Source organism: Blastococcus sp. SYSU DS0539 (assembly GCF_054050855.1).
In genome coordinates, this window is record NZ_JBJHAF010000001.1 from 95,990 (window position 1) to 116,292 (window position 20,303).

Annotated in this window: 18 protein-coding genes; 10 read left to right on the plus strand and 8 right to left on the minus strand. The window is 75.9% G+C overall.

What is annotated here, in order from left to right; translation table 11 throughout:
* The first annotated feature begins 58 nt into the window (after positions 1–58).
* The 3 genes from ACI790_RS00470 to ACI790_RS00480 all read left to right on the plus strand — a co-directional run bounded on the left by ACI790_RS00470 (position 59) and on the right by ACI790_RS00480 (position 3,354).
* Positions 59–1,084, plus strand: a complete 1,026-nt coding sequence (locus ACI790_RS00470; RefSeq protein WP_456567808.1) for a substrate-binding domain-containing protein — start codon at positions 59–61, stop codon at positions 1,082–1,084.
* A 67-nt stretch (positions 1,085–1,151) separates the two neighbouring features.
* A complete protein-coding gene (locus ACI790_RS00475) occupies positions 1,152–2,321 on the plus strand; it encodes a Gfo/Idh/MocA family protein (protein ID WP_456567809.1) in 1,170 nt (389 codons plus the stop codon).
* A gap of 25 nt (positions 2,322–2,346) precedes the next feature.
* On the plus strand, positions 2,347–3,354 hold the full coding sequence (locus ACI790_RS00480; RefSeq protein ID WP_456567810.1) for a sugar phosphate isomerase/epimerase family protein: 1,008 nt from the start codon (positions 2,347–2,349) through the stop codon (positions 3,352–3,354).
* Positions 3,355–3,454: 100 nt separating this feature from the next.
* Here the strand turns inward: ACI790_RS00480 and ACI790_RS00485 are convergent, their stop codons facing one another.
* The gene (locus tag ACI790_RS00485) at positions 3,455–5,053 is read right to left on the minus strand and encodes a DEAD/DEAH box helicase (RefSeq protein WP_456567811.1); all 1,599 of its coding nucleotides are present in this window, start codon (positions 5,051–5,053) and stop codon (positions 3,455–3,457) included.
* A 348-nt stretch (positions 5,054–5,401) separates the two neighbouring features.
* On the opposite strand from ACI790_RS00485, the gene ACI790_RS00490 reads away from it, so the two are divergent.
* Positions 5,402–6,733 carry an MFS transporter gene (locus ACI790_RS00490; protein WP_456567812.1) on the plus strand — a complete coding sequence of 444 codons (1,332 nt, stop codon included), beginning with the start codon at positions 5,402–5,404 and terminating at the stop codon, positions 6,731–6,733.
* A gap of 46 nt (positions 6,734–6,779) precedes the next feature.
* Positions 6,780–7,304, plus strand: a complete 525-nt coding sequence (locus ACI790_RS00495) for a DUF4265 domain-containing protein (RefSeq protein WP_456567813.1) — start codon at positions 6,780–6,782, stop codon at positions 7,302–7,304.
* 87 nt (positions 7,305–7,391) lie between these two features.
* On the opposite strand, the gene ACI790_RS00500 is transcribed toward ACI790_RS00495, so the two are convergent.
* Genes ACI790_RS00500 through ACI790_RS00510 form a run of 3 tightly spaced genes read right to left on the minus strand, consistent with a single transcriptional unit; the run spans position 7,392 to position 11,158 of the window.
* Complete coding sequence (locus tag ACI790_RS00500) at positions 7,392–9,026, minus strand: GMC family oxidoreductase (RefSeq protein ID WP_456567814.1); 1,635 nt, start codon at positions 9,024–9,026, stop codon at positions 7,392–7,394.
* Positions 9,023–10,570: an aldehyde dehydrogenase family protein gene (locus ACI790_RS00505; RefSeq protein WP_456567815.1), complete on the minus strand. Its 1,548-nt coding sequence runs from the start codon at positions 10,568–10,570 to the stop codon at positions 9,023–9,025. The genes ACI790_RS00500 and ACI790_RS00505 overlap by 4 nt, the downstream gene beginning before the upstream one ends.
* 57 nt (positions 10,571–10,627) lie before the next feature.
* Entirely contained in the window at positions 10,628–11,158 is a 531-nt protein-coding gene (locus ACI790_RS00510) for an ATP-binding protein (RefSeq protein ID WP_456567816.1), read from the minus strand.
* A gap of 47 nt (positions 11,159–11,205) precedes the next feature.
* Here ACI790_RS00510 and ACI790_RS00515 point away from each other — a divergent pair, with 47 nt between their 5' ends.
* Positions 11,206–14,190: a sacsin N-terminal ATP-binding-like domain-containing protein gene (locus tag ACI790_RS00515; protein WP_456567817.1), complete on the plus strand. Its 2,985-nt coding sequence runs from the start codon at positions 11,206–11,208 to the stop codon at positions 14,188–14,190.
* Between the two features lie 11 nt (positions 14,191–14,201).
* On the opposite strand, the gene ACI790_RS00520 is transcribed toward ACI790_RS00515, so the two are convergent.
* Positions 14,202–14,405: a hypothetical protein gene (locus ACI790_RS00520; protein ID WP_456567818.1), complete on the minus strand. Its 204-nt coding sequence runs from the start codon at positions 14,403–14,405 to the stop codon at positions 14,202–14,204.
* 250 nt (positions 14,406–14,655) lie between these two features.
* Positions 14,656–15,000 carry a hypothetical protein gene (locus ACI790_RS00525; protein ID WP_456567819.1) on the minus strand — a complete coding sequence of 115 codons (345 nt, stop codon included), beginning with the start codon at positions 14,998–15,000 and terminating at the stop codon, positions 14,656–14,658.
* 242 nt (positions 15,001–15,242) lie between these two features.
* Here ACI790_RS00525 and ACI790_RS00530 point away from each other — a divergent pair, with 242 nt between their 5' ends.
* The 3 genes from ACI790_RS00530 (at position 15,243) to fabG (ending at position 17,804) form a co-directional block, all read left to right on the plus strand.
* Positions 15,243–15,641 carry an STAS domain-containing protein gene (locus ACI790_RS00530; protein WP_456567820.1) on the plus strand — a complete coding sequence of 133 codons (399 nt, stop codon included), beginning with the start codon at positions 15,243–15,245 and terminating at the stop codon, positions 15,639–15,641.
* A 96-nt stretch (positions 15,642–15,737) separates the two neighbouring features.
* The gene (locus ACI790_RS00535; RefSeq protein WP_456567821.1) at positions 15,738–16,982 is read left to right on the plus strand and encodes an acetyl-CoA C-acetyltransferase; all 1,245 of its coding nucleotides are present in this window, start codon (positions 15,738–15,740) and stop codon (positions 16,980–16,982) included.
* Positions 16,983–17,033: 51 nt separating this feature from the next.
* Positions 17,034–17,804: a 3-oxoacyl-ACP reductase FabG gene (gene fabG / locus ACI790_RS00540; protein ID WP_456567822.1), complete on the plus strand. Its 771-nt coding sequence runs from the start codon at positions 17,034–17,036 to the stop codon at positions 17,802–17,804.
* Here fabG and ACI790_RS00545 read toward each other — a convergent pair.
* Together ACI790_RS00545 and ACI790_RS00550 are read right to left on the minus strand one after the other, a co-directional pair.
* Positions 17,801–18,679, minus strand: coding sequence for a DUF1206 domain-containing protein (locus ACI790_RS00545; RefSeq protein WP_456567823.1), 879 nt, complete (start codon positions 18,677–18,679; stop codon positions 17,801–17,803). The two genes, fabG and ACI790_RS00545, sit on opposite strands and share 4 nt — an antisense overlap.
* The gene (locus tag ACI790_RS00550) at positions 18,676–19,524 is read right to left on the minus strand and encodes a DUF1206 domain-containing protein (RefSeq protein WP_456567824.1); all 849 of its coding nucleotides are present in this window, start codon (positions 19,522–19,524) and stop codon (positions 18,676–18,678) included. Before ACI790_RS00550 ends, ACI790_RS00545 begins: the two co-directional genes overlap by 4 nt.
* Before the next feature lie 116 nt (positions 19,525–19,640).
* Between ACI790_RS00550 and ACI790_RS00555 the strand changes: the two genes are divergently transcribed.
* A complete protein-coding gene (locus ACI790_RS00555; protein WP_456567825.1) occupies positions 19,641–20,303 on the plus strand; it encodes a hypothetical protein in 663 nt (220 codons plus the stop codon).

A 20,303-nucleotide genomic window follows, 5' to 3' on the forward strand; every position in this document is an offset into this window, starting at 1 on the left:
TAGGCACACCGAGGAGAGATACATGTCTGCAGCGAGGCAGCGCCCCTACCGTCGCCTGATGTCCACCGCGGTCGCCCTGGCCGGCGCCGGCGTGCTCGTCGCCGGCTGCACCAGCAACGAGCCGGAGAGCTCGGGCTCGGGCGGCGGCGGCGCCGGCGCCAACGCGGCCAGCTCCAACGACGAGACCGGCGAGACCGTCCGGATCGGCTTCTCGGCCCCGGCCGCCGACCACGGCTGGATGGCCGGCATCTCCGAGGCGGCGCAGGACGCGGCCGGCGAGTACGAGGACATCGACCTGATCATCGCCGAGGGCACCAACGACGTCAGCACCCAGATCAGCCAGGTGGAGACCTTCATCAACGAGGGTGTCGACGCGATCGTGCTGCTGCCCTTCGACGGCGCCGCGATGACGCCGGTGGCGCTCCAGGCGATGGAGGCCGGCATCCCGGTCATCAACGTCGACCGAGAGTTCAACAGCCCGTTCGCGGCCCGCGCCACCGTGCTGGGCGACAACTACGGCATGGGCGTCTCCGCCGGCACCTACATCTGCGAGCAGGTGGGCGACAACCCCGACGCCGTCGTCGCCGAGATCGCCGGCATCGACTCGCTGCCGCTCACCCAGGAGCGCAGCCAGGGCTTCGCCGACGCGCTGGCCGACTGCGGCCTCGACGTCGACAACCGGGTCGCGGCGGACTTCACCGTCGAGGGCGGCGAGGAGGCCGCGGCCAACCTGCTGCAGGCCGCACCCCAGCTCGACGCCCTGTGGAACCACGACGACGACCAGGGCGTCGGTGTCCTGGCCGCGATCGAGAACGCCGGCCGCGACGAGTTCGTCATGGTCGGGGGCGCGGGCTCGGCGAACGCCATGCGGGAGATCCAGTCCGGTGACTCCGTGCTGCAGGCGACCGTCATCTACCCGCACACCCAGGCCGCCGACGGCATCCGCCTGGCCCGGCTGATCGCGCAGGGCAAGTCGATGTCCGACCTGATCTCGCCGGAGGTGCCGCGGGAGATCGTGCTCAACGCCCCGGTCGTCACGGCCGAGAACGTCGAGGACTACATCGACCGCGCCTTCGAGTCCTGATCCGTCGACGGGGCGGCAGGGGAGCGCGCGCGTTCCCCTGCTGCCCCACCCCCGCTGGGAGAAGCACATGACCCCCACCCTCGGCGTCGGCCTCGTCGGCTACGCGTTCATGGGTGCCGCGCACTCGCACGCGTGGCGCACCGCCCCCCACTTCTTCGACCTCCCGCTGCGGCCGGAGCTGACCGTGCTCGCCGGCCGGGACGCCGCCAAGGTCGCGGAGGCCGCCGGCAAGCTGGGCTGGTCGGCCACCGAGACCGACTGGCGGCGGCTGATCGAGCGGGACGACGTCGACCTCGTCGACGTCTGCACGCCCGGCGACACGCACGCCGAGATCGCGATCGCCGCCCTCGAGGCCGGCAAGCACGTCCTGTGCGAGAAGCCGCTGGCCAACACCGTCGCGGAGGCCGAGGCGATGGCGGAGGCCGCCGCCAAGGCCGCCGCCCGCGGCGTGCGGTCGATGGTCGGCTTCACCTACCGGCGGGTGCCCGCGATCGGCCTGGCCCGGAAGCTCGTCGCCGACGGCCGGCTCGGGCAGATCCGGCACGTCCGCGCGCAGTACCTGCAGGACTGGATCGCCGACCCGGCCGCGCCCATGTCGTGGCGGCTGGAGAAGGACAAGGCCGGCTCGGGTGCGCTCGGCGACATCGGGGCGCACGTCGTCGACCTGACCCAGCACATCACCGGGCAGGTGCTCACCGGCGTGAGCGCGACGCTGGAGACCTTCGTGACGGAGCGGCCCCTGCCGACCGAGACCGGGAAGCTGGGCGGGGTCGGCGGCTCCGAGACGGGCCAGGTGACCGTCGACGACGCCGCGGTCTTCCTCGGGCGGTTCAGCGGTGGAGCGCTCGGCGTCTTCGAGGCGACCCGGTTCGCCCTGGGCCGCAAGAACGGCATCCGGATCGAGATCAACGGCTCGGCCGGCAGCCTGGCCTTCGACTTCGAGGACATGAACGTCCTGCAGTTCTTCGACGGCAGCGAGCCCGCCGAGACCGCCGGCTTCCGCCGGATCATCGTCACCGAGCCGGAGCACCCCTACGTCGGTGCCTGGTGGCCGGCCGGGCACGGCCTCGGCTACGAGCACGGCTTCACCCACCAGGTCGTCGACCTCATCACCGCGATCGGGGCGGGCGAGGACCCGGCGCCGTCGTTCGCCGACGGCCTGCAGGTCCAGCGGGTGCTCGACGCCGTCGAGCGCAGTGCTGCCGACCGCTCCACCTGGACCGAGATCGCCTCATGACCGCCTATCTGCGAGGAGCCGCCTGATGCCCCGTCCCGTCACCCTCTTCACCGGCCAGTGGGCCGACCTGCCCTTCGAGGAGATGTGCCGGCTGGCCTCCGGATGGGGCTACGACGGCCTGGAGATCGCCTGCTGGGGCGACCACCTCGACGTCGAGCGCGCCGCGAACGACGACTCCTACGTCGCCGACCGGCTCGCCCTGCTGGAGAAGCACGGCCTGAAGGTCTTCGCGATCTCCAACCACCTCAACGGCCAGGCCGTCTGCGACGACCCGATCGACGAGCGGCACCGTGGCATGGTGCACCCCCGCGTGTGGGGCGACGGCGACCCCGAGGGCGTCCGGCAGCGGGCCGCGGAGGAGATGAAGCTGACCGCCCGGGCGGCCGCGAAGCTCGGCGTCGACGTCGTCGTCGGGTTCACCGGAAGCAAGATCTGGAAGACCGTGGCGATGTTCCCGCCGGTCCCCGAGTCGATGATCGAGGACGGCTACCGCGACTTCGCCGACCGCTGGAACCCGATCCTCGACGTCTTCGACGAGGTCGGCGTGCGGTTCGCGCACGAGGTGCACCCGTCGGAGATCGCCTACGACTACTGGACGACGGTGCGCACCCTGGAGGCGATCGGGCACCGGGAGGCGTTCGGGCTCAACTGGGACCCGTCGCACTTCGTCTGGCAGGACCTCGACCCGGTGGGGTTCCTCTGGGACTTCAAGGACCGGATCTACCACGTCGACTGCAAGGACGCGAAGAAGCAGGTCGGCAACGGGCGCAACGGCCGGATGGGCTCGCACCTGCCCTGGGCCGACCCGCGGCGCGGGTGGGACTTCGTCTCCACCGGGCACGGCGACGTCCCGTGGGAGGCGTGCTTCCGGATGCTCAACACCATCGGCTACGCCGGGCCGATCTCGGTGGAGTGGGAGGACGCCGGGATGGACCGGCTGGTGGGTGCGCCCGAGGCGCTGGAGTTCGTCCGCCGGCTGGCCTTCGACCCGCCGTCCGCGGCCTTCGACGCCGCCTTCTCCAGCGGCAACTGACCCACCCGCCTGCCGCGCCGGGATCAGGTGACCTGATCGTCGAGCGTCCTCCCGCACCGTGGACGGTGGGGGAGGACGCTCGACGGCGAGGGAGGAGAGGTCAGCGGCTGCCGCGGCGGGAGCGGCTGCTGAACGAGGCGGCCGACGACGAGCCGGCCCGCGCCGCGAGCTCGGCGCGGGTGCGGGCCGGGCCGCTCGCGCGACCGGAGCCCGAGGCGCCGCCGCGGCCGGAGCCGCTGCGGCCGCCCGAGGACGCCGCACCGCCGGAGGAGTCGCGGCCGGAGCCGCCGCTGCGCCGGCGACCGCCGCCGCCCTGCTGCTGGGGCTCCACCACCGGCGCCGGCTCCACGTAGGGAGCGGCCGGGCCGGTCAGCGCGGTGATCTCCCGGGCGCCGGGCTTGATGGCCGACACCTCGGGGGTGATCCCGGCCTGCCGCGCCAGGGTGCGGACCTCGCCGGCCTGATCGGGCGTGGCGATGGTGACGACGGCGCCCTCGGCACCGGCGCGGGCGGTGCGGCCCGAGCGGTGCAGGTAGGCCTTGTGCTCGGTCGGCGGGTCGACGTGCACGACGATCGCCACGTCGTCGACGTGGATGCCGCGGGCGGCGATGTCGGTGGCGCAGAGGACCCGGGACGCACCGCTGCTGAAGGCCTCGAGGTTGCGCTCGCGGGCGTTCTGGCTCAGGTTGCCGTGCAGGTCCACGGCCGGCACGCCGGCCGCGGTGAGCTGCTTGGCCAGCTTCTTGGCCTGGTGCTTGGTCCGGGTGAAGAGCACGCTGCGGCCCAGACCCGAGGCCAGCTCCTGGACGACCTTGGCCTTGTCCGCGGCGTCCACGCGGAAGACGTGGTGGGTCATGGTGCTGACCGGCGCCACCGCGGGGTCGACCGAGTGGGTGGTCGGGTTGGTCAGGTAGCGCTTGACCAGCACGTCGACGCCGTTGTCCAGCGTGGCGGAGAAGAGCATCCGCTGGCCGACCTTCGGGGTGCGGTCCATGATCCGCTTGACGCCGGGCAGGAAGCCCAGGTCGGCCATGTGGTCGGCCTCGTCGAGGATGGTGACCTCGATGGCGCCGAGGTCGCAGTGGCCCTGCTGGATCAGGTCCTCGAGCCGGCCGGGGCAGGCGATGACGACGTCGAGGCCACCGGCCAGCGCCTGGACCTGCGGGTTCTGGCCGACGCCGCCGAAGATCGTCGTCGTCTTCATGCCCAGGGCGCGGGCCATCGGGTCGACGACGGCGGCGACCTGGTTGGCCAGCTCGCGGGTCGGGACCAGGATCAGCGAGCGGGGCCGCTTGGGCTGCCGCTTGCTGGTGGAGGCGGCCAGCCGGGCGACCAGCGGGAGGGAGAAGGCCAGGGTCTTGCCGGAGCCGGTGCGGCCGCGGCCCAGCACGTCCTGGCCGCCGAGGCTGTCCGGCAGCGTGGCGACCTGGATCGGGAACGGGGAGGTGATGCCGCTGGCGGTCAGCACCTCGACGAGCGGGGCGGGAACGCCGAGGGCGGCGAACGTGGTGTCGGTCGGCAGCACGGTGGCGTCGGCGCCGACCGGGACGACGGGCGCCGCGGCCACGGTGGCCGGGGCCTGCTGCTGGCTCTGCTGGTTCTGCTGCTCGCCGGCCGGGCGGGTGCCGCGGCCGCGTCCGCCACGACGGCGACGCGTGCCGCCGTCGGAGGGGGAGGAGGTGTTCTGGGTGGAGGTCAATGGAGTCCTTCGACGCTCGAGTGGCTGCGCGACCACCGCAGTCGAGCGAGCGCCGGCGCACCTGCACGGCGGCAGGGCGGGCTCGCATCGTCGGCGAGACGTCGGTCAGCCGGGCGCACCAAGGTGGCGCAGCCTCAGCCCGACGTCGATTCCTGCCGCTCCGGATGAGCGAGGGCGGCGCCGGTACACCCCACTCAACCAGACCCGGCCGCCGTGTGGTCCCACCGGGAGGGAGTGTCAGGTCACATCGGGTGAGACCCCGCCCGTGCCGTGGAACGGCGGGATCGTTGCCGAGGCCGGCGGTCCGGCGGCTGGGAGCGGGGCCGGGCCGTGGGTCATGCTGCCCCGGTGACCGTGCTCGACCCGCCCACCCGCACCGCCGCGTCGCACCGGATCCACCCGGCCTGGTGGGTCGCGGCGGTGACCTTCCTGGCCCTCGTCGGCGCGGCCGCCTTCCGCGCCGTGCCCGGCGTGCTGATCGACCCGCTGCGGTCGGAGTTCGGCTGGTCGGTGTCGACCATCTCGGCCGCGGTCGCCGTCAACATGGCGCTGTACGGGCTCACGGCTCCGTTCGCGGCGGCGCTCATGGAGCGGTTCGGCATCCGCCGCGTCGTGATGGGCGCGCTGCTGGTGGTCGCGCTCGGCAGCGGCCTGACCGTGTTCATGACGACCAGCTGGCAGCTCGTCCTGCTGTGGGGGGTCCTCGTCGGGCTGGGCAGCGGCTCGATGGCGCTGTCGCTGGTCGCCACCGTGACGGGCCGGTGGTTCGTGGCCCGGCGCGGGCTGGTGTCCGGCGTCCTGACCGCCGGCGGGGCGGCGGGTCAGCTGGTCTTCCTGCCGCTGGTGGCCTGGATCGACGCCGGCTGGGGCTGGCGGGCGGCCTCCCTGGGCACGACGGCGGCTGCGCTCGCCGTCCTCCCGCTGGTGGCCTGGCTGCTCCGCGACCGGCCCCGCGACGTCGGCGTCACCCCCTACGGCGGGACGGCGGCCGACGACCCGGAGCCGGTGCGCGCCGGCGCCGCCCGCGTCGCGATGCGGGGCCTGGCGGAGGCGGCGCGCAGCCGGCCGTTCTGGCTGCTGGCGCTGGGCTTCTTCATCTGCGGCATGTCGACCAACGGGCTGGTGCAGCCGCACTTCATCCCGGCGGCCCACGACCACGGCATGCCGGTGACCACGGCGGCGGGGCTGCTGGCCGTCGTCGGGCTCTTCGACATCGCCGGCACGATCTTCTCCGGCTGGCTGACCGACCGGGTCGACCCGCGGGTCCTGCTGCTGGCCTACTACGGGCTGCGCGGGCTGTCGCTGTTCGCGCTGCCGACGCTGTTCAGCGCCGACCTGCAGGCCAGCATGATCGCGTTCATCGTGTTCTACGGCCTGGACTGGGTGGCCACCGTGCCCCCCACGCTGGCGCTGTGCCGGGAGCACTTCGGTGCCCGCGCCCCGGTCGTGTTCGGCTGGATCTTCGCCTCCCACCAGCTGGGCTCGGCTGCGGCTGCGTTCGGCGGCGGCGTGATCCGCGACGTCACCGGCTCCTACGACCTGGCCTGGTTCCTCGCCGGCGGGCTGTGCATGTTCGCCGCCGCCGCGTCGATCTCGATCCGCCGGAACACCGGACCGCGCCCCGGCACCGCCCGGCCCTCCGCTCCGGAGGAGGCGGCGGCCGACGCCGCCCACGGCTGACCCCGCCCACGGCCGACACTGACGCCGGCGTCCCTAGGCTGGGGCGGTGACGACCAGCTACCTCGAGCACCCCGGCCGGGTCGAGCGCCGGCGGGACGGCGCCGTCGAGGTCCACCCGGAGGCCGCGACCGCGCCGCAGACGGTGTGGGTGGCCGTCTACCCCGCGGGGGACGGCGAGCCGGCCTGGGAGGGCCTGCGCGCGCACCCGTCCGGCGAGGGCCGGGCCGTCGTCGCCGCCGTGCCGGTGTTCGCCTACGACCTGAACCTCGGCGACGAGGTCGAGGTGGTGCCCTCCGCCGAGGGGCCGCTGGTCGCGGTGCGCCCGGTGCGGGACGCCGGCCGGCACACCTACCGGGTGTGGTTCCCCGACTGGCCCGACCTGGAGCGCGACGAGCGGGCGTCCGAGCTGCAGGACGAGCTGGCGCGCTTCGGCTGCTGGTTCGACGTCTACTCGCCGCGGCTGGTGGCGGTCTCGGCCGAGCCCGACGTCGCCCGCGCCGTCGCCGACCACCTGGACGAGCAGGAGCGCGCCGGACGGTTGCTCTACGAGGTCGGCCGGAGCACCGGCTGACCACCCCTCTGGGGGTGTTCCTCGTGCTCGGGGAGTCCGGCAGGACCCGGAGAGCGGGAGGAGCACCCCCAGAGCGGAGGCGGCGGCTCAGCCGGCGGCGGTGAGCTGGGCGGCGGGCGTGCGGTCGAGGATCAGGTCGGCCGCGCGCTCGGCGATCATGATCGTCGGCGCGTTGGTGTTGCCCCGCACCAGCGTCGGCATGACCGAGGCGTCGACCACCCGCAGCCCCGCGATGCCGTGCACCCGCAGCTGCGGATCGACGACCGCCTGGTCGTCGGTGCCCATCCGGCAGGAGGACACCGGGTGGTACAGCGACTCGAGGGTCTCCCGCACCGACCGGCGCAGCGCCTCCCGGCCGTGCACCGTGCCGCCCGGTGACCACTCCTCGGCGAGCACGTCCGCCAGGGGAGCGGCGCCGGTGATCTCCCGCGCCTGCTCCACGCCGGTGACGAGCGCCTCGAGGTCGCGGTCGTCGGTGAGGTAGCCGGCGTCGATCGCCGGTGCCCACGCCGGGTCCGCCGACCGGAGCCGCACCGAGCCCCGGGAGTGCACGTCCACCAGCACCACCGCGGCGGTGAAGGCGTCGACGTCGGGGTCGACCTCGGCCTGCTTCCAGAACTTGACCGGCAGGAAGTGCATCTGCAGGTCGGGCTCGGCCAGCTCCGGCGACGAGCGGGTGAACAGCCCCGCCTCGGCGAGGTTGGAGGTGAGCGGGCCGCGGCGGGCGCCGAACCAGCGCGCGTAGCCCGCCGGCGAGTCCCCGTGGGTCAGCGACTTCCCCGACCGCACGTGCCAGACGACCGGCACCAGCGGGTGGTCCTGCAGGCCGCCGCCGACGCCCGGGAGGTCGGAGACGACGTCGACGCCGACCTCGCGCAGGTGGTCGGCCGGGCCGATGCCCGAGAGCATGAGCAGCTGCGGGGTGTTCACCGCGCCGCCGGAGAGCACCACCTCGCGGGTGGCCCGGACGGTGTGCAGCCTCCCGGCGCAGCGGAACTCCACACCGGTGGCCCGGCCGCCCTCGACCAGCACGCGCGTGGTCAGCGCGCCGGTGCGGACGGTCAGGTTCGGCCGGCTCGCCGCCGGGTGCAGGTAGGCGTCGGCCGAGGACCAGCGGCGGCCGCGCTTCTGGGTCACCTGGTACTGGCCGACGCCCTCCTGGGCGGCGCCGTTGAAGTCGTCGTTGCGCGGGTGGCCGGTGGCCACCGCCGACTCGACGACGGCCTTCGTCCACTCGTGCGGCGACCGGAGGTCCTCGACCCGCAGCGGGCCGCCCACGCCGTGCCACTCGTCGGCGCCGCGGGCGTTGTCCTCCATCCGCTTGAACAGCGGGAGGACCTGGTCGTAGGACCAGGACGGATCGCCGGTCAGCGCGGCCCACTCGTCGTAGTCGGCGCGGGCACCGCGGATGTAGATCATCGCGTTGATCGACGACGAGCCGCCGAGCAGCTTGCCGCGCGGCCAGAACAGCTGCCGGCCGCCGAGGCCGGGCTGCTCCTCGGTGCGGTAGTTCCAGTCGCGGCGGGTGCGCCAGACCTTGTAGAGGCCGGCCGGCACCTGCACCTCGAGGAGCTTGTCCGACCCGCCGGCCTCCAGCAGCAGCACCCGCAGCGACGGGTCCTCGCTCAGCCGGCCGGCCAGCGCGCAGCCGGCCGAGCCGGCCCCCACGACGACGACGTCGTACTCGTCCCGCAGCCCGTCCACGCCCGTGTGCCCGCTCACCTGTGCCGTCCGTGGACCATGCCCATGACCCGGGCCAGCGCGTCGGCGGCCTTCTCCGGCCGGCCGAAGCTCATCAGGTTCACCGGCAGCGGCACCCGCTGCCGGGTGATCGCCTTGGCGCGGGTGAACTCCTTGAGCCCGTCCTCGCCGTGGATGCGGCCGAAGCCGGAGTCGCCGACCCCGCCGAAGGGCAGCGCGGGCACCGAGGCGAAGGTGAGCACGGAGTTCACCGAGGTCATGCCGCTGCGCATCCGGCGCGCGAGGTCCATGGCCTTGCCCCTCGACCTCGAGAAGACCGCGCCGGCCAGCCCGTAGCTGGTCGCGTTGGCCCGCTCGAGCGCCTCCTCGGCGTCGCGGACCCGGGTGATGGTGAGCGTCGGCCCGAAGGTCTCCTCGCGCACCGCGGCCGACGTCTCGGGGACGTCGAGCAGCACGGTCGGGGCGACGTAGCCCCCGCCCGGCGCGGCCTCGCCGGTGACCACGCGGGCGCCCGCGGCGGTGGCGTCGGCGACGTGCCGGCGGACCACGTCGATCTGCGACGGCATGGTCATCGGGCCGTACGTGGCCTCGTCGTCCGAGCCGGGGCGCAGCGTCCGCACCTGCGCGGTGACCTCGGCGACGAACCGGTCGTAGACCGCCGAGGTGGCGTACACCCGCTCGATCCCGATGCAGGTCTGGCCGCCGTTGCTCATCGCGCCCCAGACGGCGGCGTCGGCGGCGGCTGCCACGTCGGCGTCGTCGTCGACGATCATCGCGTCCTTGCCGCCCAGCTCCATGAGCACCGGGGTGAGCGTCTCGGCGCAGGCGGCCATGACCTTCTTGCCGGTCGCGGCCGAGCCGGTGAAGGCGAGCTTGTCGACCGGCACCCGGCACAGCGCGGCGCCGGTGGCGCCGTAGCCGGTGACGACCTGGAAGGCGTCGGCGGCGTCGGGGACGGCGGCCCGCCAGGCCGCGGCCAGCCAGGCACCCACGGCCGGGGTGTGCTCGGAGGGCTTGAAGACGACGGCGTTGCCGGCGGCGAGCGCGTAGGCGATCGAGCCCATCGGCGTGAACACCGGGTAGTTCCACGGGCCGATGACCCCGACGACGCCGAGGGGCTGGTATTCCAGGTAGGCGGCGTGGTTGGCGGCGAGCATGCCGGAGGCGACCCGGCGGGAGCCGAGGGTCTTCCGGGCGTGCCCGGCGGCCCAGGCGAGGTGGTCGACGGCGAGGGTGATCTCGAGGATGGCGTCGGCGTGCGGCTTGCCGTTCTCCCGGTGCACCAGGTCGGCCAGCTCGTGCATGCGCCGGGCCAGGTAGCCGCGGTACGCCGACAGCCGCTGCTTGCGGCCGTCGAAGCCCAGCGCGGCCCACTGCGCGGCGGCGGTGCGGGCCCGCGCGACGGTCTCGCCCACGGCGGTCGCGTCGTGCACGGGGAAGACCCCGACGACCGCGCCGGTGGCCGGCGCCGTCGACTCGAAGGTCTCGGTGGTGGCGTGCCGGTCGACCGTGCCGGCGGCGGCGTCGGCGTCGGTGACCGTGTCCAACTGCTCGGCGAGCGACATGGGAGCGCACGTTACCCGCGGGTCACAGACATCGGGGCGGGGGTCGCCCGGACGGGTTCAGGCCGTGCCGGACCGGCCGTCGACGACGGCCCAGGCCGTCTTCCGCCCGCGGTCGGCGAACCAGCCGTGCGCCACCGACAGGTCGGCGACGAGGTAGAGGCCGAAGCCGCCGAGGCCGGGGTCGCGGCCCTTCGCGGGCGTGGGCGGGACGTCGGGCTTCGCGTCCCGGACGGCGATCAGCCACTCGTCGTCGGCGCGGCCGAGGATCGCCGCGACCGGGGTGCCGCCGTGCCGGAGCGCGTTGGAGGTCAGCTCGTCGGCGATCAGCACCAGCCGCTCGGACCAGTGGTCCCGCTCGGGGTTCACCACGGTGGCGCAGCCGGTCATGGAGGCGCGCAGCCGGGCACGGAGCGCGGCCAGCTCACCGAGGGAGGTCAGCTGCTGGCACCAGATCTCGGCGAAGGCGGACGGCGGTCGCGCGGACTGCCAGAGCGCCACCACGACCGCCTCTCTCCGCCGGCTCTGCTCGCCGGTTCGTCCCTGGGCGGCACCGTGCCCGTTCTCCGACGGCTCGAACCCTCGCCTCACCCGGAAGGGCTGCCCGGCCCCGGAGGCGGGGCCCTAGGGTCCGGCGCATGGCCGATCGCACCGCCGGAGGCGACCCCTTCGGCACGGCCGGGCTCCGCCGCCGGGTGCTCGACGCGTGGACGGCGTCCCCGGCGCGCTTCCGGGAGGACGCCAACGCCGAGGAGGACCTGGTCTCCGGCGGCTACCGCGACCGGGTGCTCGTGGAGCTGGCGCAGAACGCCGCCGATGCGGCCGCGCGGGCGGGCCGTCCGGGCCGGCTGCGGCTGGAGCTGGCCGCCGGCACGCTGCGCGCGGCCAACACCGGTGCGCCCCTGGACGCCGCCGGGGTGCTGGGCCTGGCGACGCTGCGGGCCTCGGCGAAGCGGGACGAGTCGGGGACGGTCGGCCGCTTCGGGGTCGGGTTCGCGGCCGTGCTGGCGGTGAGCGAGGAGCCGGTGGTGGTGTCCCGGACCGGCGGCGTGCGGTTCAGCGCCGCGGGCACCCGCGCGGAGGTGGCGTCACGGGACGCGCTCGCCGGTGAGCTGGCCCGCCGGAACGGCGCCGTCCCGGTGCTGCGGCTGCCCTGGCCGGCCGCCGGCGAGCCGCCCGAGGGGTTTGACACCGAGGTGGTGCTGCCGCTGCGCCCCGGGGGGCGGAACGCGGTCGCCGCGGCGCTGCGGGAGCTCCCCGCCGAGCTGCTGCTCGCCCTCCCCGGGCTGGCGGCGGTGGAGGTCGTCGTCGACGGGGCTCGCAGGGAGCTGGCGCGCAGCGGGGCGCCACCGGAGGTGCGGCTGAGCGAGGACGGCGCCGTCACCTGCTGGGCGGTGGCGCAGCGGTCGGGGGAGCTGCCGGAGCGCCTCCTGGCCGGCCGTCCCGTCGAGGAGCGCGACCGCCGGGCGTGGGAGGTGACCTGGGCGGTGCCGGTCGACGACGACGGCCGACCGGTGCCGCTGACCGGTCGCCAGGTGGTGCACGCCCCGACGCCCAGCGACGAGCCGCTCGGGCTGCCGCTGCGGCTGATCGCCCCGTTCCCGCTCGGCCCCGACCGGCGGCACGTGCTCCCCGGCCCGGTCACCGACCTGCTGGTCGCGGCCGCCGCGGACACCCTGGCCGACCTCGTCGGGCGGCTGCCGGCCGATCCCGCGCTGCTCGCCCTCGTGCCGCGGGTCGGGCTGGCCGGCGCCGAGCTGGACGCCGCGCTGGCGACGGCGGTGCTCGCCCGGCTCCGCGAGACGGCCTGGCTGCCGGTCGCCGGGGAGCCGGCGGCGCGCCAGGTCCCGGCGCGGGCGGTGGTCCTCGACGACGCCGACGAGACCCGGGTGGCGGCGCTCACCGGAGCGCTGCCCGGGCTGCTGCCGGCCGGCTGGTCGCGGCGCGACGGCCGGCCGGCGCTCGCCGCGCTCGGGGCCGGCCGGGCCGGGGTGGCCGAGGTGGTGGAGGCGGTGCGCGGGCTCGCCCGCCCGCCGGGCTGGTGGGCAGCGCTCTACGCCGCGTTCGCCGACGCCGACCGCGAGGCGCTCGCCGCGCTGCCGGTGCCACTGGCCGACGGGCGCACCGCGCACGGGCCCGCCGGGGTGCTGCTGCCCGACCCCGGCCTCCCGGTCCGGCGGCTGGGCGCCCTGGCGCTGCGGCTGGCCGATCCCGCGGTGGTGCAGCCCGGTGCGGCGCGGCGGCTGCTGGAGCGGCTCGGCGCCCGCCCGGCGACCGCGGAGGCGGTGCTCGGCGATCCGGCGGTGCGGGCCGCGGTGGAGGGCTCGCTGGACGCCGCCGAGGACCGGAACACCCTCGACCCCGAGCCGGAGGAGCTGGCCGACGCGGTGCTGGCGCTCGCCGCCGCCGCGCCCGGCGCGGCCCGGGAGCTGCCGTGGCTGGCCGAGCTCGCCCTGCCCGACGCCGACGGCGGGTTCGCGCCGGCGGGGGAGCTGGTGCTGCCGGGGTCCCCGCTGGCCGCCGTCCTCGAGGAGGGGGCGCTGGGCGTCCTCGACCCGGGGTTCGCCGCCGGCGCCGACACCGAGGCGCTGCGCGCCGTCGGCGTGCTGGACGGCTTCGCGCTGGTCCGCGCCGAGGACCCCGACGACCTCGACGTCGACGGCGCCGGCGAGTGGGCCGACGCCGTCCTGAACCGGCTGCCGCCGGGCCCGCCGCCGGTCTGGCCGGCGCTGGTCGCGGTGCGGGACCTGGAGCTGGTGGCCGACTGGGCGGGGGCGCTCCGGTTGCTGGCCGCCGCGCCGGCCGAGGCGTGGGCCGACGTCGTCGTCGGCGGGGTGCCGGCGCCGGGTTACCTGCGGTGGTGGCTGCTGACCCACCCGGTGCTGGCCGGCCGTCGCCCCGGGCGGCTGGCGCACCCGGGCAGCGCGGAGCTGACCGGGCTCTACGACCCCGCCCCGCTCGGCGAGCCGCTGCTGGGGCTGCTGCGCCCGCCGGCGACGGTGGACGACGTCCTCGCCGATCCGGATGCCGCACTGGACCTGCTCGACCGGCTCGGGGATCCGGCGCGGTCGGTGCGGGCCGGGGTGCTCGGCACCGTCTACGCGCGGCTGGCCGTCGCGCTGGACGGGCTGGACGTCGAGCCGCCGGCGCGGGTCCGCATCGCGCCGGGACGGGTGGTGGAGCGGGCGGTGGTGCTCGACGCGCCGTACCTGCTCCCGCTGCTGGACCTGCCGGTGGTGCCGGCCGGCGGCGCGCCGGGGCCGGTCGCCGACCTGCTGGACCTCCCGCTGGCCGGCGAGCTGGTGCGGGCCGAGGTCACCAGCGAGCCGGTGCGCCGGCTGCCCTGGGCGGAGCTGCCCGGCGCCGCGCTCGTCGCCGCCCGGCTCGGCCGGGACGGTCTGGCGGGGGAGGTGGCCGTGCACGAGCCGCTGACCGTGGCCGGGCGGCCGGTCGCGTGGTGGCCGGACGCCGACGCCGACCACGTCGACGGGACCCCGGGCGCCCTGGGTCGTGCGCTGGCCTGGCGGGCGGGCGCCTGGTCGCTGCGGCAGGCGCTGGCCGAGGCGTTCGCGTGCCCCGACCGCGCCGTCGACCTGGCGGCCGAGGACGCGGTCGGGAACTGACGCGCGGGCGGTCAGTGCCAGCGCGGCGCGGCCAGGGCCGCGGGCGCGTGGCCGTGCGGCGAGGGCCGGCCGCCGGAGCCGGCGCCGGCCCGGCGGTGCGGCACCGACGCCGTCGAGGTCCAGCAGCGGAACAGCGAGCTCCACTGCGGGCCGGTCAGGTCGCCGGGCGGGCGGTCGGGGGCATTGGCACGGGTGCCTCCTGCGGAGGTGGGCACGGGTGTCCGGCGGGTGCGCGGGCAGCACGGGGCCCGGCCGGACGGGAGGGGAGCGGCGCCCGGGACGGGCGCGGACGGCGGGCGGCGGCAGGCGCCGCACCGCGGCAGGTCGGCTCGGGAGGAGCGGGGCTCGCCAGGGGAGCTCGGCCGCGGTCAGCTGCGCATGCCGGTCACGTAGGGAGCCCGGGACGCGGCGTCGAACGGATTACCGGGGGCGACGGGTCACCGGGGGAGAGCTGTCGCCGGGGGGTCAGCGCCCGGCGGCGTCGGTGCCCGGAGCGCCGGCCTTGCGTGCCTGGCGGGCCTGGTGGGCCTCCCAGCGGGCGCGGTCGCGGGCGCGGGCGCCGGCGTTGCGCTCCCACTTCTCCCTGCGGCGCCGGGCGCGGGCGAGCTCCCGCTCCTCGTACGTCGCGTGCGCCTCCCAGTTGCTCGCCGCGGCGACCACGCCCACGGCCGTGATCGCCATGATCGCGACGGCCGCGGCGAGGATCGGGTCGAGCAGCGCGAACGCCCCGACCGCGACGGCGACGCCCACGACGACGGTGACCAGCAGCAGCGGGGACGGGCGTCGGGACGACGGGCGGGGCTCGGTCACGGGGCCAGTATCCGCCGGAGCGGAGCGCCCGACGCCGGGAGGCTCGACAGGGTCCGGTGCCGGGCGCCCGCCCGCCGGTCGCGCCGCGGACGGCCGCCCTCCGCAGGGCCTTGCGCAGGAGGCCGCGGCTCCCTACGGTCGGGGCAGCGGTTCAACCCACAGCCGTGCAGTGCCAGTGCTGGTCGTCGTGACGTTCGCGTGCACAGGCTCACTGGTCCGGTATCCGCCCCGAGAGGCAACCCGTGACCGCTTCCTCGCTCGACCGTCCGCTCACCCCGTCCGCCACCGCCGGCCTGGACGCCCTCACGTCCGCGCTGGTGACCGTCGAGGTGTCCGGTTCCGCCGCCGTCCCGCGGCTGACCGCCGCCGGGGAGATCGACTGCACCTCGGCGCCGCAGGTCCGCGCCGTCCTGGACCGGCTGCTCGACGCCGCGCCGCGGGAGGTCGTCATCGACCTGAGCGCGGTCACCTTCCTCGACTCCGCCGGGCTGTGCGTCCTCGCGGCCGCGCACCGGCGGGCACGGGCCACCGGCGGACGGGTCCGGGTGCTCGCCGCCACCCGCGCGGTGATCCGGCCGTTGCAGATCACCGGTCTCTGGGCCCTGCTCGGCGGCGAACGGGTCGACGCAGCCGCCTCCTGAGCCGTTCCGCGTCCGGGTGACCGGGCGCGGGCGATCCCGGGGCGCGCGACGCGCGTCGGCCGGGCAGACTCGGGGACACTGCGCCCGGCTCCAGCCGTGCGCCTGGAGCGGACCAACGAGGAGGACCACGTGCGGGATGCGGTCATCTGCGAGCCCCTGCGGACGCCGGTCGGCGGATTCGGGGGCTCGCTGCGCGACGTCCCCGTCCAGGAGCTCGCGGCCACGGTCATCCGGGCGCTGCTCGAGCGCACCGGCCTGCCGCCGGAGTCGGTGGACGACGTGCTGCTCGGGCACTGCTACCCGACCATGGACGCCCCGGCCCTCGGCCGGGTCGCCGCCCTCGACGCCGGCCTGCCGGTGACCGCCTCCGGTCTCCAGATCGACCGGCGCTGCGGCTCGGGCCTGCAGGCGGTCGTCTACGCGGCGATGCAGGTGCAGTCCGGCGCCTCCGAGGTCGTGCTGGCCGGTGGCGCGGAGTCCATGAGCAACGCGCCCTTCTACTCGACCGCCATGCGCTGGGGCGTCAAGCCCGGGCCGGGCGTGCTGCTGGAGGACGGGCTGGCCCGCGGCCGGGTCACCGCCGGCGGCCAGAACCACCCGGTGCCCGGCGGGATGCTGGAGACGGCGGAGAACGTCCGGCGGGACTACGGGATCGACCGGCAGGAGCAGGACGAGTACGCCGTCCGCAGCCACCAGCGCGCCGCCGCCGCCACCGCCGAGGGCCGGTTCGCCGACGAGATCGTCCCGGTGACCGTGAAGCACCGGAAGGGCGAGACGGTCGTCGACCGCGACGAGCACATCCGCCCGGACTCGAACGTCGAGACCCTCGCCAAGCTGCGCCCGATCCTCGGCAAGAGCGACCCCGACGCCACGGTCACCGCCGGCAACGCCTCCGGTCAGAACGACGGCGCCGCCGTCGCGATCGTCACCCACCCGGAGAAGGCCGCCGAGCTGGGCCTGCGCCCGCTGGCCCGCCTGGTCTCCTTCGGCGTGGGCGGGGTGCCGCCGAAGACCATGGGCATCGGCCCGGTTCCCGCGACGGCGAAGGCGCTGGCCCTGGCCGACGTCAAGCTCGCCGACGTCGACCTGATCGAGCTGAACGAGGCCTTCGCCAGCCAGGTGCTCGCGGTCGGCAAGGAGTGGGGCTTCACCGACTCCGACTGGGAGCGCACCAACGTCAACGGCTCCGGCATCTCGCTGGGGCACCCCGTCGGCGCGACCGGGGGCCGCATCCTCGCCACGCTGCTGCGCGAGATGGACCGCCGCGGTGCCCGCTACGGGCTGGAGACGATGTGCATCGGCGGCGGCCAGGGCCTCGCCGCGCTGTTCGAGCGGGTCTGAGCCAGACTCCGTCCGTCCGACCGTCCCGAACGAGCCGAGGAGCACTGCCGCATGTCCACGTCCCCGAACGGTTCCCCCCGCGTCGCGATCGTCACCGGTGCCGCCCGCGGCATCGGCGCCGCCACCGCCCAGCGGCTGGCCGCCGACGGCTTCGCCGTCGCGGTGATCGACCTGAAGGAGGACGACGCCCGCGGCACGGTCGAGGCGATCGAGTCCGCCGGCGGCCGGGCGCTGGCCGTCGGGGCCGACGTCGGCGACGCCGAGCAGGTGCAGGCGGCCGTCGACCGCATCGCCGCGGAGCTGGGCCCGCCGGTGGTGCTCGTGAACAACGCCGGCGTCACCCGCGACAACATGCTGTTCAAGATGAGCGACGCCGACTGGGACATCGTCATGCACGTGCACCTGCGCGGCTCGTTCCTCATGACCCGCGCCGCCCAGAAGCACATGATCGACGCCGGGTGGGGGCGCATCGTCAACCTGTCGAGCACCTCCGCCCTGGGCAACCGGGGGCAGGCCAACTACGCCACGGCGAAGGCCGGCCTGCAGGGCTTCACCAAGACCGTCGCCATCGAGCTGGGCAAGTTCGGGGTCACCGCCAACGCGATCGCCCCGGGGTTCATCGTCACCGACATGACGAAGGCGACCGCCGCGCGGATCGGGCAGGAGTGGGAGCCCTACGTGGCCGCGCGCGCGGCGGCGATCCCGGTCGCCCGCGCCGGCGAGCCGGAGGACATCGCGCACACCGTGTCGTTCCTCGTCAGCGAGGGCGCAGGGTTCGTCTCCGGCCAGGTCATCTACGTCGCCGGCGGCCCGCGCACCTAGGACGACGGGTCGCGGTCGGGATACCGCGCGCGGGCGAGGGCGTAGACCCCGAACGCGCCGAACCCGGCCGCGACCCCGGTGAGCAGCCACGGCCCGCCGCTCACCCCGGCGATCGCCGTCATCGCGCCGTCCAGGCCGGTGGCGGTGGAGACGTCGGAGGAGGTGGCCGCGCGCCACAGCAGGACGCCGACCAGGCCGAAGGCGATCCCCTTCGCCAGGTAGCCGATCCGCCCGAGGACCTCGATCGCCGGCTCCCAGCGGTCGGGGGCTGCGGGCAGGTCGATGTCGCGCATGAAGCCACCGGTGCAGCCGCGCGCGAACGTGTAGATCCCGACCGTGACCACCCCGGCGGCGACCGTGCCGATGAGCAGCGCTCCGCCGGGGACCAGCAGCGTCTCCTCGGTGAGCTCGCGCAGCCGCTCGTCGGCCTCGTACTCCAGGCCGATCGAGAACAGCAGGGCAGTGACCCCGAGGACCCCGTAGACGGCTCCCTTGGCCAGGCACTTGGTGCAGACGACGGCGGTGCGCACCCGGTGGGCCCGGTCGAGCAGCCCGTGCCACCAGAGCAGCACCTCGGCCGCCTGCCAGACGGCCAGCGACAGCATGCCCAGCCCGATGAGGACCAGCAGCAGCCGACCGCCGGGCCCGGCGGCGACGGTGTGCAGCGCGCCGGTCTGGTCGGCGTCCGCGCCGCGCAGCCCCATCGCCATGCGCACCGCCAGCACCCCGATGAGCAGGTGCATCGCCCCGTAGGCGATGAGGCCGGCGCGCGCGAGGTGGGTGAGCACCGGGGAGTCGGTGACCCGGCGGACCCGGTCGACGAGGTCGTGCAGCCGGTGCGTCAGGGCCCGGACCGAGGGCGCCGGAGGGCTCACGTGCGCTCGGGGTACCGGGCGCGGACGAAGCAGTAGGCGCCGAAGGCGGCGATCCCGACGGCGATGAGCGTCAGCAGCACCGGCCCGGCGGGTGCGGTGAGCACGGTCTGCAGGGCGCCGTCCAGGCCGGCGGCCTTCTCGGCGTCGAAGGTGACCGCCGCCCACACGAGCAGCCCGCCGACGAGCCCGAGCGCGACCCCCTTGGCGGGGAAGCCCACCTGGCCCAGTCGGGTGACCAGCTTCCTGGCCGAGGAGGAGCAGCCGGTGAGGTCGATCTCCTTGAGGAACCGCTTCGTGACGCCCTTGTGCACCAGGTAGACCGCGACGCCCACGACGACCAGCCCCGCGGCGCCGACCAGCCAGCGCCCTGCGGGCCAGCCGAAGACGCCGGCGGCGGCCTGCTGCTGGGATCCGCCGCCGGACTGCCCGCCTCCGGTGGCGAACCGGATCGCCAGCACGGCGAGCGCGATGTAGACCACCGCCTTGGCCGCCGCCTTCACCGTCTTCTCCACCGCCTGCTTGCGGGCCTCGCCCGACGCCGACCAGCCGTGCCGCCACCGGAGGATCTCGGCGGCCTGCCACAGCGCCAGCGCGAGCAGCCCGACCGCGAGCACCCACAGCAGCGGCTCGCCCAGCGGCTGCTGGGCGAGCGTGGCCAGCGCGCCCGACTGGTCGGCCTCCTGCCCGGCGCGCCCCCACGCGAGCTGGAGCGCCAGCCAGGCGATGAGCAGGTGCACCAGCCCGTAGGCGATCAGCCCGATGCGGGCCAGGTGCTCGAGGCCGTCGCTGTTCCCGGCCCGTCCGGCCGCCCCGGCGGCCGACCGGGCGCTGCCCTGCACGCTCATGTCCGTGCCTTCCTGACCTACGTCCTGGCCGCGTGGAGCGCGGAGATGATCAGCGTGGCACGGCCACCGCTCCGGTGCCTCCCGGACGGTGGCGGCGGTGAGGGACACTGGTCGTCGTGGCGAACGGAACCGGAATCCTCTCGGCCGGCACGGTGGGCATGGCGACCCCCGAGGTGGCGCGGCGCACGTGGCCGCGATGGCTGGCCCTGGGCGTGGCGATGGTCGTCGTCGCGGTGCTCGCGGTCGTGTGGGACGCGGCCGGTGCCCGGCTGCTGCTCGGTGCGCTGGGCGCCTTCCTGGCCGTGCGGGGGACGGCGCTGCTGCGCGGCGCCCGCTCGGGTGCGGTCGACGGCGAGCTGGCCGGCCGGGCGCGGTCGCTGGGCACGGTCGCCGTCGCGACCGGTGCCGCCGGGCTGGTCGTGGCGGTCGCCTCGGGCGCGCTGTCGGCGACGGTGCTGCTCATCGGCGTCCCGGTGGCGCTGCTGGCCACCTCGGCGGGTCTGCTGGGCCGCGGGGGCACCGCCCGGCGCGGCGGCCAGGCGCTGCTGGTCTGGTCGGTGCTGGTCACCGGGCTGCTCGTCGTCACCGGGCTGGCGCAGGGCTGGGAACGGGCCGCCGACGTGGCGACCGTCGTGGCCGCGCTGGCCGTCGCCGTCCTCGGGATCCCGCTGCTGATCGGCGCGGCGAACCTGCGGACGGTCGCCGCCGCACCCGCGCCGGAGCCGGTGCGCTCGGGCTGCGGTGGTTGCGCCTGCGGCGCCGGTGGCTGCGGGTCCTGA

Coding starts and splice junctions, on each gene's coding strand:
- ACI790_RS00470 (WP_456567808.1), top strand. CDS start 59: ATGTCCACCGCGGTCGCCCTGGCCGGCGCCGGCGTGCTCGTCGCCGGC.
- ACI790_RS00550 (WP_456567824.1), bottom strand. CDS start 19,524: ATGAGCGTGCAGGGCAGCGCCCGGTCGGCCGCCGGGGCGGCCGGACGG.
- fabG (WP_456567822.1), top strand. CDS start 17,034: ATGTCCACGTCCCCGAACGGTTCCCCCCGCGTCGCGATCGTCACCGGT.
- ACI790_RS00480 (WP_456567810.1), top strand. CDS start 2,347: ATGCCCCGTCCCGTCACCCTCTTCACCGGCCAGTGGGCCGACCTGCCC.
- ACI790_RS00475 (WP_456567809.1), top strand. CDS start 1,152: ATGACCCCCACCCTCGGCGTCGGCCTCGTCGGCTACGCGTTCATGGGT.
- ACI790_RS00515 (WP_456567817.1), top strand. CDS start 11,206: ATGGCCGATCGCACCGCCGGAGGCGACCCCTTCGGCACGGCCGGGCTC.
- ACI790_RS00505 (WP_456567815.1), bottom strand. CDS start 10,570: ATGTCGCTCGCCGAGCAGTTGGACACGGTCACCGACGCCGACGCCGCC.